This is a genomic window from Pseudomonas sp. PP3 (assembly GCF_905336995.1).
GTDB lineage: Bacteria > Pseudomonadota > Gammaproteobacteria > Pseudomonadales > Pseudomonadaceae > Aquipseudomonas > Aquipseudomonas reinekei.
Window position 1 is genome coordinate 2,627,057 of record NZ_HG995459.1, and the last position, 12,900, is coordinate 2,639,956.

Below are 12,900 nucleotides of genomic sequence, written 5' to 3' on the forward strand. Positions count from 1 at the left end.
CGTCACTTGAGATTGCTGGCTGCGGGGCTTTTTGGCAATGGCCAATGCTGCACGTCCTCGCAACCGCGCTCCTGAGTGTAGGAGCTGGCGAGGCCTGCGAGGGTTTTCTCTTGGCAATTCAGACGGGAGAAGGGGCGTCGGGTTTTGCAGCGGTCAGATAACGGCACACCGTTTCGAGGATTTCATCGGAAAGGGCTTCGCCACGGGTGGCGCGGGCGAGTGTCAGGGCGCCGACCATCATCGAATACTGCACCAGTGCCTGCTGGCGATTTTCGTCGGGATCACTCGACTCCATCAGTTGGCTGAAGGAGTCGAGCAGTTTGTTCAGGCCGTCCAGGAACGGCTCGCGCAAGCCGCTTTCCGCACTTTCATGGCACATGTCTCCGGCGAAGGCCACCACCGGGCAGCTATCCCCCGGGTTATCCCGGCTGTGGGCGGACAGGTACGGTTCAATCAAGGCGCGACGTGACGAGGCTTTGTCCTCGCCCGAGGCGGCGCGTTCCCGCCAGCGTGTTCCCACCTGATTGAATGCCCGCTCGCTGGCCTCCCTGGCCAACGCTTCCTTGGATTCGAAGTGGCCATAGAACCCGCCATGGGTCAGGCCGGCCGCGGCCATCACATCGACCACGCTGATGCCATGCAGGCCGCGCTCGCGGAACAGCCGCGTGGCGGCCTCGACGATGATTTCGCGGTTGAGGTCGGCTTGCTTGCGGGAAACTCGGGGCATCAGGCACTCACAGTTATCAGGTTTGAATGTCAGAGGGCGTATTGGGCAATGCCATTGCCGAACGACCAGTTCTCTTTCTTCACTTCCACCAGATTAATGAAAACATCTTCCGCACGCACGGCCAGTTGCGCATTAAGGCCATCGACGATGGTTTTGTAGAGCAGTTTCTTCTTCTCCAGCGTTCGGCCTTCACTCAGCGTGATCTGAATAATCACCAGGTTATCGGTGCGCTGGATGCCCAGGTACTGCGGGTCAAAAATGAAGTGCTGCTCATCATGTTCGTTGAGGATCTGGAAGTTATCGTTTTCCGGCACGTCGATGGCGCTGCGTAGCGCGGCATAGATCAACTGCCCGATGCGTTTGGCGTAAGTGGGATCCTGCTGTTTTTTGATGTCGACGCGAACCAGTGGCATGGGCAGACTCCAGAAGGGATAGAGGTGCATTCAAAATACATGACGGCAAACCTTTAACAAGGGATAACTGATTAAAGGCGACCACAGGCATTGCACGTAACCCTGTAGGCGCGAGATTGCTCGCGATAGCGGTGTGTCAGGTTATCAAGGGTTGGATAGGCCGCAGTCATCGCGAGCAAGCTCCATACGCAGGGACATCAGTGCCTCATAAACTCGAGTTGGCACCACCGTTCCTCACCTAAGTCTTTGCTTCTGTTCACTAATCCCGGACAATCGCGCCCCTGTTTCGGCCAGAGCGCTGCCTGTCGGGTATTCCGACGCGTTTTGGCCGGGTGGCAAGTGACCGGAATGTGGAGATCCCACCGGATGAATGATCAGGCCAATAGCGTCAACAAGCGCTATGTAGAAGCGACACCAGCGACGCTTTCCAGCTGGAATCGCCAAGACACCACCTGGATGCTGGGCCTGTTTGGCACGGCGATTGGTGCAGGAACCCTGTTTTTGCCGATCAACGCAGGTCTGGGCGGCTTCTGGCCGTTGCTGATCCTGGCGCTGCTGGCGTTCCCGATGACGTTCTACGCACACCGCGGCCTGACCCGGTTCGTGCTGTCCGGTCGCGAAGGCGCCGACATCACCGACGTGGTGGAAGAGCATTTCGGCATCAAGGCCGGCGCGCTGATCACCCTGTTGTACTTCTTTGCGATCTTCCCGATTCTGCTGATCTACAGCGTGGCACTGACCAACACCGTGGGCAGTTTCCTTGAGCATCAATTGCACATCACGCCGCCACCGCGCGCCGTGTTGTCGCTGGTGCTGATCCTCGGCCTGCTGGCCGTTGTGCGTTGCGGCGAACAAATGATCGTCAAGGCCATGAGCCTGATGGTTTACCCGTTCATCGTCGCGCTGCTGTTTCTCGCGGTGTACCTGATTCCGCACTGGAACGGCGGCATTCTCGCCACCGCAAGCCAGGTGCCTGCGCCGTCGGCGTTGCTGCACACCTTGTGGCTGGCCATTCCGGTGATGGTGTTCTCGTTCAACCATTCGCCGATCATCTCGGCGTTTGCGGTCGACCAGAAGCGTCGTTATGGGGAACACGCCGAAGAACGCAGCTCGCAGATCCTGTCCCGCGCCCATCTGTTGATGGTGGTGATGGTGCTGTTCTTCGTCTTCAGTTGCGTGCTGACCCTGTCGCCAGCGCAACTGGCTGAAGCCAAGGCGCAGAACCTGTCGATCCTGTCTTACCTGGCCAACCACTTCAGCAACCCGACCATCGCCTTCGCGGCGCCGTTGATTGCTTTCGTGGCCATTTCCAAGTCGTTCCTGGGCCACTACATCGGTGCCAGCGAAGGTCTCAAGGGCCTGATCGTCAAGAGCGGCAAGCGTCCGTCCGCCAAGAGCCTGGACCGCATGACTGCAGCGTTCATGCTGGTGGTGTGCTGGATCGTAGCCACGCTCAACCCGAGCATCCTCGGCATGATCGAAACCCTGGGTGGCCCGGTGATCGCGGCGATCCTGTTCCTGATGCCGATGTACGCGATCCGCAAGGTACCGGCCATGGCACGTTATCGTGGTCAGGCTTCCAACGTCTTCGTGACGGCGGTGGGCCTGGTGGCGATTACGGCGTTGATCTATTCGCTGAGTGCATGATCCACAATAAGCTTTCAGTGCTAAAACTCACGGCATAAAAAAACGCCGCTCATCTCACGATGGGCGGCGTTTTTTATTGCGTTGTAACGTTAGGCTTGAACGACCGGGATGTTGGCGTTCGCTGCAGCTTCACGGAACTCGGCGATCTGGTCGAAGGACAGGTAGCGGTAAACATCAGCCGCCATGCTGTCGATCTTGCCAGCGTATTCCATGTACTCCTCGACGGTCGGCAGGCGACCCAGGATGGAAGCAACCGACGCCAGCTCGGCCGAAGCCAGGTAGACGTTCGCGCCGTCACCCAGACGGTTCGGGAAGTTACGGGTCGAAGTCGACACAACAGTCGAGTTCGGCTCTACACGCGCCTGGTTACCCATGCACAGCGAGCAGCCTGGCATTTCCATGCGCGCGCCAGCCTTGCCGTAGATGCCGTAGTAGCCTTCTTCGGTCAACTGGTGAGCGTCCATCTTGGTCGGTGGCGACAGCCACAGACGAGTTGGCAGCTGACCCTTGACCTGATCCAGCAGCTTGCCGGCAGCGCGGAAGTGACCGATGTTGGTCATGCACGAACCGATGAACACTTCGTCGATCTTCTCGCCAGCAACGCTGGAGAGCAGACGGGCATCGTCCGGGTCGTTCGGCGCGCAGAGCACAGGCTCCTTGATGTCGGCCAGATCGATTTCGATGACTTCGGCGTATTCGGCGTCAGCATCGGCTTCCATCAGCTCAGGGTTGGCGATCCAGGCTTCCATCGCTTGAGCGCGACGTTCCAGGGTGCGCACGTCACCGTAGCCTTCGCCGATCATCCAGCGCAGCAGGGTGATGTTGGACTGCAGGTACTCGGTGATCGAGTCTTTCGACAGCTTGATGGTGCAACCGGCAGCCGAACGTTCGGCCGAGGCGTCGGACAGTTCGAAAGCCTGCTCGATGCTCAGGTTGTCCAGGCCTTCGATTTCCAGGATGCGGCCGGAGAAGGCGTTTTTCTTGCCTTTCTTCTCGACGGTCAACAGACCTTTCTGGATAGCGAAGTAAGGAATGGCGTGAACCAGGTCACGCAGGGTAACGCCCGGTTGCATCTTGCCTTTGAAGCGCACCAGGATCGATTCCGGCATGTCCAGCGGCATGACGCCGGTGGCAGCGGCGAACGCTACCAGACCGGAACCGGCCGGGAACGAGATGCCCATCGGGAAACGGGTGTGGGAGTCACCACCGGTACCGACGGTGTCTGGCAGCAGCATGCGGTTCAGCCACGAGTGGATGATGCCGTCGCCCGGACGCAGGGAAACGCCGCCGCGGGTCATGATGAAGTCAGGCAGGGTGTGGTGGGTGGTCACGTCGATCGGCTTTGGATAAGCCGCGGTATGGCAGAAGGACTGCATCACCAGATCAGCCGAGAAGCCCAGGCACGCCAGGTCTTTCAGTTCGTCACGGGTCATAGGACCGGTGGTGTCCTGGGAACCCACGGTGGTCATCTTCGGTTCGCAGTAAGTGCCCGGACGAACGCCGGTCACGCCGCAAGCCTTGCCGACCATTTTCTGCGCCAGGGTGAAACCCTTGGTGCTTTCGGCGGGTGCTTCAGGCTTCTTGAACAGGTCGAACGCTGGCAGACCCAGTTCGGCGCGAGCCTTCTCGGTCAGGCCGCGGCCGATGATCAGCGGAATACGGCCGCCGGCGCGAACTTCGTCCAACAGGACCGGTGTCTTCATTTCGAAGGTGGTCAGGACTTCGTCGGTGCCGTGCTTGCAGACTTTGCCAGCATGCGGGTACAGGTCGATCACGTCGCCCATGTGCATGTTGGATACGTCGAATTCGATTGGCAGTGCGCCGGCATCTTCCATGGTGTTGTAGAAGATCGGAGCGATTTTGCTGCCGAAGCAGAAACCGCCGGCACGCTTGTTCGGCACGTAGGGAACGTCGTCGCCGAAGAACCACAGAACCGAGTTGGTGGCCGATTTACGCGAAGAACCGGTACCGACCACGTCACCGACGTAGGCGATAGGGAAGCCGGCGTTGCGCATTTCTTCGATCTGCTTCATCGGACCGGTGACGCCTTGTGCGTCAGGCACGATGCCGTCGCGAGCCATTTTCAGCATGGCCAGGGCGTGCAGCGGGATGTCCGGGCGGGACCAGGCATCAGGCGCAGGGGACAGGTCGTCGGTGTTGGTTTCGCCGGTGACCTTGAACACGCGCAGGCTGATCTTGTCGGCCAGGGTAGGGCGGTTCTTGAACCACTCGCCGTCAGCCCAGGACTGCAGCACGCCTTGAGCGTGAACGTTACCGTTCTTGGCTTTTTCAGCGACGTCGTGGAAGGCATCGAACATCAGCAGGGTGTGCTTGAGTTCTTCGGCTGCTACTGGAGCCAGTTCGGCGTCGTCCAGCAGGTTCACCAGTGTCACGATGTTGTAGCCGCCCTGCATGGTGCCGAGCAGTTCAACAGCGCGCTTCTTGTCGATCAGTGGGGATTTGGCTTCGCCCTTGGCGATGGCAGACAGGAAACCGGCCTTTACATAGGCTGCTTCGTCCACGCCAGGCGGAACACGATTGGTGATCAGGTCAACGAGGAATGCTTCTTCGCCAGCCGGGGGATTTTTCAGCAGCTCGACCAGGCCTGCAGTTTGTTCGGCGTTAAGCGGCTGGGGAACGATACCCAGTGCTGCACGCTCTTCGATATGTTTGCGGTAGGCTTCAAGCACAGTTATTACCCTCATCAGTGGTCCCAAATGGGTGTCCGGGACGCTCATCCCGAAATTGCCGTACTCATGCGCTGCATGGCGTTGTGGGCCACTTAGCCAGAATTACCGACAATTCCTTACAGAAGCTGCTTTCAAAGTTTTACGCCTGCAGAACGGGAGCTGATGAGGGTTGGCGTTGGGCTTTTCCCCGCTGGAAAAACCCCTCGCCAACACCGCTCTGAAGGAACGACTGTGCTCGTGACGCTTTGAAAACAGCTTCTAACGGACATTGGCGCCTAAAAAGGCAGGCTGATTCTACGGCAAAAAAAAATTAAAGGTAAGTCGGGGTTTATTGGACTTTGGTGGTGACGCCCGGCAGAGGTCCATCGACCCTGACCCTTTGATTTTGAGGGGTGATGATTATCGGACAAAGGGCTAACATGCCGGCCTGTTTTGCTTTTTCGCGTTTTTGCCTACCTATGCCCAATCAGACCATCAAGACGCCGTGCGTCGGCCTTTGCTCCACTGTTTACGGTGACCTGGTGTGCCGTGGCTGCAAGCGGTTCCACCATGAAGTGATTCACTGGAACGGTTACAACGAGGAAGAAAAGCGCGCGGTGTGGCTGCGCCTTGAGCAGCTTTTGTCCCAAGTAATGGCGGCCAAGGTGGAGATTTTCGACCCGGCGCTGCTCCGCACGCAGCTGGAACAACGCAAGATCCGCTTTGTGCCCCATCAGTCGGAATATTGCTGGGCCTACCAGTTGATCGCACGCGGTGCGCGGGTGATCAACAACCTGGAAGCCTACGGGATGGTGCTGCTGCCCGAATTCCGCGAGTGGAACCTGCCGGAATTGCGCGACGCGATCGACCGCGAGTTTTTCCTGCTCTCCGAGGCGCATTACCAGCGCTACATTGCGCCGGGGTTCCTCAAGGACGTCTTTGGCGGCTAAACCCCGATTTTCGTGGCGAGGGAGCTTGCTCCCGCTCGGGCGTCGCCGCCGTCGCAAAAAGAGCTGGCAACGTGTATCTGAAAGCACGCAGGGGGTGCTCCGCAACCCAACGGGAGCAAGTTCCCTCGCCACAATGGCTGTTCCTTTTCAATGCTTGACTGCCAACTCCTCCAAGTGATCCTCGACCTCCTGAGGCTTTAGCACCAGCACATCGCTCTCCACCGCATCAAGCACCACTTCCGCGGTATTACCGATCAATGTCCCCGATAACCCGGTACGCGCCACGGTGCCAATAACCGTCACGGCCGCCTGCAGTTTGTGCACCATGAACGGAATCAATACATCCGCCGGGCCCTCGGCGATGTGCAGGTGTTCGTTGTCGATGTCGAACTCCGCCTGAAACGCCTTGCACTGTTCGCGATAGCGCGCCTCGATGGTTTCGCTGAGCTGCAACGTCGGGTCGGCCGCCGACAGCATGGGTGACGGATGAGCGCTGATTACGTGCAGATGCGCTTTGGCCAGGCTGGCGATGTCATAGCCGTAATCAATGATGGTGGCGTGCAAATGGCGGTGCTCGCTTTCCATATTGCCGACGTCAATGGCCGCCAGGACCACTTTGTCTTTCCACGAGCCGGCGGTTTTCACCAGCAGCACCGGGGTAGGGCAGTGGCGCAGCAATTTCCAGTCTGCGGGGGTGAGCAGCGCCTTTTTAAGCGGGCTGTCAGGGAAGTGCTGCTTGATCACCAGGCCACAACCTTCCGCCTGCTGCACGTCGATGATGGTGTCGTGGAGGCTCTGATTCCAGGCCTGTTCGGTGGTGACACTGTAGCCGTCCTCCAACAACGCAGCCTTGAGCACGCTCAGCATGCCGCTGTGGTCGTGCTTGGGATCGCACACCAGCAGGTGCAAATGCGCCTGGGTCACCCCGGCAATCAACTTGGCTCGTTTGAGCGCCAGGCTTTCCGAGTGTTCGGGCTCGATGACCACCAGAATGCTGCGAATGGCTTGCATGATCGGGATCTCCTGAAGAAGTAAAAGCATGGCGTTGCTCAACTATAGTTGTTGCTCGCCATTCGGCGACTTGATGCATATCAACGGTTGGTAGCTGGTGGTCTGCCGACAGGCCGGTATAATCGGCGCCCTTCGTTTTGAACCTTTTATCCCGTGGGCCACATGATCCTTCCCGAAATTCACGAGTTCCTTGGCTGTCGCACCCCTGACGGCTGGGTCCAGGCCGCGCTGGCCGATCAGGAAACCTTGCTGATCGACCACAAGAATTGCGAATTCAAGGCTGCCAGCACCGCGCTGAGCCTGATAGCCAAATATCACTCCCACGTCGATTTAATCAACATGATGTCGCGTCTGGCCCGTGAAGAACTGGTGCATCACGAACAGGTCATGCGCTTGATGAAGCGGCGCAAGATCGAACTGCGCCAGCTGTCCGCCGGGCGTTACGCGTCGGGCTTGCGCAAAGTGGTGCGCAGTCACGAGCCGGTGAAACTGGTGGATACGCTGGTGGTCGGCGCGTTCATCGAAGCCCGCAGCTGCGAACGTTTCGAAGCGCTGGTGCCGCACCTGGACGAGGAACTGGGGAAGTTTTATTTCGGCCTGCTGAAAAGCGAAGCCCGGCACTTCCAGGGGTATCTGAAGCTGGCTTACCAGTATGGGGACGCCAAGGATATTGCCCAGGTGATCGACAGGGTTCGCGCGGCTGAGCAGGAACTGATCGAGTCGGCGGATGTGGAGTTCCGGTTTCATAGTGGTGTGCCGGCAGCCGCATAACGGTAAAAGATCGCCACCGTCGCCCGCTCGCGCTCACCCTGGAGCAGCAGTAGGCGGCGATCTTTACTCCCGATTGTTAAAAACTCTTAAAAAAATGAAACATCACTGAAAACCGGTCTTTATGGCCGGTTTTTGCTGTCTGCCGTCACTGTCCCGACAGTGATTGGCGGCATAATGCCGACCCTTCACACAAGCGTTGGCAGTCGGGCGTTATGGATAACCTGGGTTTTGGCAAAGTATTGCTGGTGGAAGATGACGAAAGGCTCTCGGGGCTGATCGCGCACTTCCTGGCGCAACACGGCTTCGAGGTGCGGCAAGTGCACCGTGGAGACCTGGCTCTGGCCGCGTTTCTCGAATTCAAGCCGAAAATCGTCGTGCTCGACCTTATGTTGCCCGGACAAAGTGGCCTGCACGTGTGCCGCGAAATCCGCAATGTGTCCGACACGCCCATCGTCATTCTTACGGCGAAGGAAGACGACCTCGACCACATTCTGGGCCTGGAATCCGGTGCCGACGACTACGTGATCAAACCGGTCAAGCCGCCCGTATTGCTGGCCCGCCTGCGCGCCTTGCAACGTCGCCAGGCACCGGACAGTGGCGTGTGCAGTTCACTGGAGTTTGGCCGGCTGAGCATCGACCGCAGCTGTCGCGAAGTGCGACTGGCGGGCGACAGCATTGAGCTCACTACCATGGAATTCGAGCTGCTGTGGCTGCTTGCCAGCGCCGCGGGCAAGATTCTGTCCCGCGACGACATCCTCAATCGCATGCGCGGGATTGCCTTCGACGGGCTCAACCGCAGCGTGGACGTTTACATCAGCAAGCTGCGAGGCAAGCTCAAGGACAATCCGCGCGAGCCGGCGTGCATCAAAACGGTCTGGGGCAAGGGGTACCTGTTCAATCCGTTCGCGTGGGAGCTGTAGATGCTGCGGTTATTCTTGGGCTTGTACCTGGTGATGGCCGTGGGGCTGGTGGCGGCTTTGCAAGCCGTTGAACACACCTTCAACGCGCTGCTTGATGGGCAGATGCAGGCCTACAATCGCGAAGCCGTGCGCGGCCAGGCCTGGTCGCTGGTGGAGCAGGTGCGCGAATTTGAAGCCGCGCAGCGAGAACAGCAATTGCAAAAGCTGCGCCCGCATTACGGGCTCGGCCTGAGCCTGGTGGACGCGACCGAGCTGGACCTCAATGAGCGAGAAAAACAGCAGTTGGCCGAAGGCACGCTGGTGATTCGCCAGGACTACACCCAATTCATTACCTCCATCGATGGCGGCCCGCAATTGTTGAGCATCAAGCTACCGGCCGAACCCAGCCTGATGACGTTCTACATTGCTGCCGCGTATCTGATGCTGGCCGGGCTGATCGGCATCGTCCTGTTCTTCTGGGTGCGCCCACACTGGCGCGACCTGGAGAAGCTGCGGCTGGCAGCCGAGCGTTTCGGCGACAACGACTTGTCGGCACGCATCCAGCTGTCAAAACGCTCGAACATCCGCGACCTGGCCGAGCACTTCAATTTGATGGCGGCGCGCATCGAGGGCCTGATCGCCAATCAGCGGGAGCTGACCAACGCGGTGTCTCACGAGTTGCGCACGCCCATTGCGCGGCTGTCATTCGAACTGGACCAGCTCAAGCAGCAGTCTGATCCGAGCCAGAGTCGCGAACTGATCGCCGACATGTACGCCGACCTCGGTGAACTGGAGGAAATGGTTTCCGAATTGCTGACCTACGCCAGCCTGGAGCGCGGCGCCACGGTGATCAGCCGGGAAAACATCCAGGCCCTCAGTTGGCTTGACAGTGTGGTCGGGAGCGTCGCCCTGGAGGCGGAAGCGGCCGGGGTGCAATTGTCGATCGTGGAGTGTCAGGTCAATGAGGTTCGTATCGAGCCGCGTTTCATGGCCCGGGCAGTGATCAACCTGCTGCGCAATGCCATTCGCTATGCCGAAGAGCGCGTCGACGTGTCATTGGTGCGTAACGGCGATCACTACGAAGTGCGGGTCAACGACGACGGCCCGGGTGTGCCGCTTGAGGGGCGCGAGAAAATTTTCGAGCCGTTCTCGCGCCTCGATGCCAGCCGCGACCGGCGCACAGGAGGTTTCGGTTTGGGCCTGGCGTTGGTCAGGCGCGTATCGCAGTCCCATGGCGGGCAGGTGGAAGTGGCGGACTCACCCTGGGGTGGGGCGTCGTTTCGCATGACCTGGGCGCATCTGGATTAGCGGCTGCGCTCACTGGCCCATCGCTAGCAGCAACACCACTGAATTCAGCCGCTCAACCCCAACCGCTCATGCCATTGGGCAATCGACTCTTCGGGATACACATCAAACTGCTTGTCACCCGGTTTTACCTCGGCCTCGACCCAGGGCGCCCGCGAACTCAGCATCAAATGGGTATGGACTGGCGGCACCGGCAACGGTGTGTCGATGGCCGACGCAAACGGATGAATCAGTTCCGGCCATTCGGGGCTGAACAGCCACAATCCCGATCCGCAAACCGAGCAAAAGTGCCGCTCGGCAGTGCTGCGGTGCGCACGCTTCTGGCCTTCGCCCTTGAGCAGCGCATGGTAAATCGAGATGCTCTTGCGTCCGCGTACTTTCAGGCTGGTGGCGTCACCGGCAATGTTGATCGAGTAACCGCCACCGCCCTGAGTCTTGCGGCAGATTGAGCAGTAGCAACGTTGATAGGGGTAAGGGTGGACGCTGGTCAGGCTGAACGACACCGCGCCGCAATGGCAGGAGCCTTCGAGTTGCATGGCGACCTCCGGCGGGTCCTGGATTAATCCCAACAGCCTAGACCAGTACCAGAATCGCATCGCCAGTCGCGACCCACTTGAGCTGATCGCCGGTCTGCGCGAACAGCAGGGCTAGCTGCCCGCCGTGTCCGACGTGTACACGGAATTTGGGTATGGCACTTAACCTGTGGGAGCTCGCCCGCTGGCGAAGAACGATAACGCGGCCTACCTGCCCGCCACCCGCCACAAATACCACGCAGCCACCGTCCGATAAGGGCTCCACGCCAACCCGATTTCAATCATCTGCTTGCGCGTTGGTTGCACCTCCAGCCCCTTGAGCTTTCGATAACCTTCACGCACGCCAAAGTCATCGGCCGGCAGGATGTCCGGGCGTTCCAGGCTGTAGATCAACAGCATTTCAACCGTCCAGCGACCCACGCCACGCAGGGTGATCAGGCGTTCGATCAACGCTTCATCGTCCATCGCCAGCGCCGAGGCGTGATCCGGCACCACGCCGTCCAGTGCGGCCTGGGCAATGCCCTGGATGGTCGCGATCTTGCTGGCGGAAAAGCCGCAGCTGCGCATCCGGTCAAAATCGGTGGCAACCAGTTGTTCAGGTCGGGGAAATGGCTGTCCGGGAAACAGCGCGAGCATCCGGCCGACAATCGCATCACCCGCCTTGGCGTGCAGTTGCTGGTAGGCAATCGCCCGCACCAGTGACTCGTACGGATCGCGCGCGGCGTGGGGTTGATGCAGGCACGGGCCGACGGCGGCGACATGGCGTTGCCAGTCGTCGTCGATGGACGCGAGGAACCGGGTGGCGGGTAAATAGGGCTCGGGCATCGAACATCCTTGCGGGCTGACAAAACAGCGTGCGATCAGAAGGCCAGTTGCCGGGTGATCTGACTCGCGGCGCTTTCCAGCCTGAGCAGAAACGCCTTGCGCGGCTGTCCTCCACCATAGCCCGTCAGCGAGCCGTCCGCACCGATCACCCGATGGCAAGGCACGACAATCGAAAGACGGTTCTGCCCGTTGGCCAGGCCCACCGCACGACTGGCTCCGGGCTTGCCCAGCCTGGCCGCGAGGGTGCCGTAAGTGGTGGTCTGGCCGTAGGGAATGGTTGCCAGTTCAGCCCAGACCTGCCGTGCGAATTCGCTGCCGGGCAGGTGCAGCGCCACCTCGAATTGTTTCAGTTGGCCGCTGAAATATTGCGCCAGCTCCTGTTCGATTTGCTGCAAATGCATGTTGTGTCCGGGCGCCACGGCGTAGCCATAGCGGTTCTGCAGCTCTTCGACTTCCCGGGTCAGCGCCGGACGGTCGAGGAACTCGAGCAGCACCAGGCCACGGCGTTCGGCCATGGCGATCATCGGCCCCAGTGGCGTGGTCAGGCGGGTGAACAACAGTGGCTCGCTGTTGGCGGCGCGTCCCGGGGTGATGTGAAAGGACTTTTGAAAGGCATCGCGAAAGCCGCTCAGGGATTCGTAGCCGGAGTCGAACGCCGCGCTGTCGATGGAATCGCCCTGTTTGATTCCGCCCAATGCCATGCCCAGGCGCCGGGTGCGCAGCCAGGCATGGAAGGTCATGCCGAAATGCTGTTTGAACCAGCGGCGCAACTTCAATGGCTCGATACCTTCGGCCAGCAGTCGGGCATCGGTCCAGCGCTGTTCGGGATCGGCGTCTACCGATTTGAGCAGCGTTTGCACCCAGTCCGGCGCAATGGCGGCGGCGTCCAGTGGCTTGCACCGCAAGCAGGCGCGGTAACCCGCCGACAGGCATTCATCGGCGTGGGCGAAGAACTCGACGTTCTCCGGTTTCGGCTTGCGCGCCGTACAACTGGGGCGGCAAAAAATTCCGGTGGTCTTGACCGCAGTAAAGAACACCCCCTCGTAGGCGGTGTCGCGGTCGAGCATGGCGCGGACCATCTCGGCATGGGGCGGAAGTAGCGTGCTGTGCAGGTTCATGGGTTGAGCTTAAGGCCGGCGGCGGAACGTCT

At 59.8% G+C, this 12,900-nt stretch carries 12 protein-coding genes; 5 read left to right on the forward strand and 7 right to left on the reverse strand.

Annotated elements, in window-relative coordinates; translation table 11 throughout:
- Nucleotides 1-118: 118 nt before the first annotated feature.
- Nucleotides 119-727 (reverse strand): TetR/AcrR family transcriptional regulator, encoded by a 609-nt coding sequence (locus tag KHO07_RS12115; protein WP_212627317.1) that lies wholly within the window; start codon nucleotides 725-727, stop codon nucleotides 119-121.
- Between the two features lie 29 nt (nucleotides 728-756).
- Nucleotides 757-1,140, reverse strand: coding sequence for a tautomerase family protein (locus KHO07_RS12120; protein WP_150734395.1), 384 nt, complete (start codon nucleotides 1,138-1,140; stop codon nucleotides 757-759).
- A 366-nt stretch (nucleotides 1,141-1,506) separates the two neighbouring features.
- Between KHO07_RS12120 and KHO07_RS12125 the strand changes: the two genes are divergently transcribed.
- A complete protein-coding gene (locus KHO07_RS12125) occupies nucleotides 1,507-2,787 on the forward strand; it encodes a serine/threonine transporter (RefSeq protein WP_150734394.1) in 1,281 nt (426 codons plus the stop codon).
- Between the two features lie 89 nt (nucleotides 2,788-2,876).
- Here KHO07_RS12125 and acnB read toward each other — a convergent pair whose 3' ends face one another.
- A complete protein-coding gene (acnB, locus tag KHO07_RS12130) occupies nucleotides 2,877-5,477 on the reverse strand; it encodes a bifunctional aconitate hydratase 2/2-methylisocitrate dehydratase (RefSeq protein WP_150734568.1) in 2,601 nt (866 codons plus the stop codon).
- Between the two features lie 458 nt (nucleotides 5,478-5,935).
- On the opposite strand from acnB, the gene KHO07_RS12135 reads away from it, so the two are divergent.
- Nucleotides 5,936-6,406 (forward strand): DUF1289 domain-containing protein, encoded by a 471-nt coding sequence (locus KHO07_RS12135; RefSeq protein ID WP_212627318.1) that lies wholly within the window; start codon nucleotides 5,936-5,938, stop codon nucleotides 6,404-6,406.
- A gap of 147 nt (nucleotides 6,407-6,553) precedes the next feature.
- Here KHO07_RS12135 and KHO07_RS12140 read toward each other — a convergent pair whose 3' ends face one another.
- Nucleotides 6,554-7,417 carry a universal stress protein gene (locus KHO07_RS12140; protein ID WP_150734392.1) on the reverse strand — a complete coding sequence of 288 codons (864 nt, stop codon included), beginning with the start codon at nucleotides 7,415-7,417 and terminating at the stop codon, nucleotides 6,554-6,556.
- Between the two features lie 162 nt (nucleotides 7,418-7,579).
- On the opposite strand from KHO07_RS12140, the gene miaE reads away from it, so the two are divergent.
- From miaE to KHO07_RS12155, 3 genes are all read left to right on the forward strand, one after another.
- A complete protein-coding gene (gene miaE, locus KHO07_RS12145; protein WP_150734391.1) occupies nucleotides 7,580-8,188 on the forward strand; it encodes a tRNA isopentenyl-2-thiomethyl-A-37 hydroxylase MiaE in 609 nt (202 codons plus the stop codon).
- Nucleotides 8,189-8,400: 212 nt separating this feature from the next.
- Nucleotides 8,401-9,108, forward strand: a complete 708-nt coding sequence (locus KHO07_RS12150; protein ID WP_150734390.1) for a winged helix-turn-helix domain-containing protein — start codon at nucleotides 8,401-8,403, stop codon at nucleotides 9,106-9,108.
- Nucleotides 9,109-10,395 carry an ATP-binding protein gene (locus tag KHO07_RS12155; protein ID WP_212627319.1) on the forward strand — a complete coding sequence of 429 codons (1,287 nt, stop codon included), beginning with the start codon at nucleotides 9,109-9,111 and terminating at the stop codon, nucleotides 10,393-10,395.
- 44 nt (nucleotides 10,396-10,439) lie between these two features.
- On the opposite strand, the gene KHO07_RS12160 is transcribed toward KHO07_RS12155, so the two are convergent.
- The 3 genes from KHO07_RS12160 to KHO07_RS12170 all read right to left on the reverse strand — a co-directional run bounded on the left by KHO07_RS12160 (nucleotide 10,440) and on the right by KHO07_RS12170 (nucleotide 12,868).
- Entirely contained in the window at nucleotides 10,440-10,928 is a 489-nt protein-coding gene (locus tag KHO07_RS12160; protein ID WP_150734388.1) for a GFA family protein, read from the reverse strand.
- 204 nt (nucleotides 10,929-11,132) lie between these two features.
- The gene (locus KHO07_RS12165; RefSeq protein WP_212627320.1) at nucleotides 11,133-11,750 is read right to left on the reverse strand and encodes a DNA-3-methyladenine glycosylase; all 618 of its coding nucleotides are present in this window, start codon (nucleotides 11,748-11,750) and stop codon (nucleotides 11,133-11,135) included.
- A 35-nt stretch (nucleotides 11,751-11,785) separates the two neighbouring features.
- Entirely contained in the window at nucleotides 11,786-12,868 is a 1,083-nt protein-coding gene (locus KHO07_RS12170; RefSeq protein WP_150734386.1) for a bifunctional transcriptional activator/DNA repair protein Ada, read from the reverse strand.
- Nucleotides 12,869-12,900 lie beyond the last annotated feature (32 nt).

Excerpts from the sequence above, each read along its gene's own strand:
- KHO07_RS12115 (WP_212627317.1), bottom strand. The coding sequence starts at position 727 with ATGCCCCGAGTTTCCCGCAAGCAAGCCGACCTCAACCGCGAAATCATC.
- KHO07_RS12120 (WP_150734395.1), bottom strand. The coding sequence starts at position 1,140 with ATGCCACTGGTTCGCGTCGACATCAAAAAACAGCAGGATCCCACTTAC.
- KHO07_RS12125 (WP_150734394.1), top strand. The coding sequence starts at position 1,507 with ATGAATGATCAGGCCAATAGCGTCAACAAGCGCTATGTAGAAGCGACA.
- KHO07_RS12135 (WP_212627318.1), top strand. The coding sequence starts at position 5,936 with ATGCCCAATCAGACCATCAAGACGCCGTGCGTCGGCCTTTGCTCCACT.
- KHO07_RS12140 (WP_150734392.1), bottom strand. The coding sequence starts at position 7,417 with ATGCAAGCCATTCGCAGCATTCTGGTGGTCATCGAGCCCGAACACTCG.
- miaE (WP_150734391.1), top strand. The coding sequence starts at position 7,580 with ATGATCCTTCCCGAAATTCACGAGTTCCTTGGCTGTCGCACCCCTGAC.
- KHO07_RS12150 (WP_150734390.1), top strand. The coding sequence starts at position 8,401 with ATGGATAACCTGGGTTTTGGCAAAGTATTGCTGGTGGAAGATGACGAA.
- KHO07_RS12155 (WP_212627319.1), top strand. The coding sequence starts at position 9,109 with ATGCTGCGGTTATTCTTGGGCTTGTACCTGGTGATGGCCGTGGGGCTG.
- KHO07_RS12160 (WP_150734388.1), bottom strand. The coding sequence starts at position 10,928 with ATGCAACTCGAAGGCTCCTGCCATTGCGGCGCGGTGTCGTTCAGCCTG.
- KHO07_RS12165 (WP_212627320.1), bottom strand. The coding sequence starts at position 11,750 with ATGCCCGAGCCCTATTTACCCGCCACCCGGTTCCTCGCGTCCATCGAC.
- KHO07_RS12170 (WP_150734386.1), bottom strand. The coding sequence starts at position 12,868 with ATGAACCTGCACAGCACGCTACTTCCGCCCCATGCCGAGATGGTCCGC.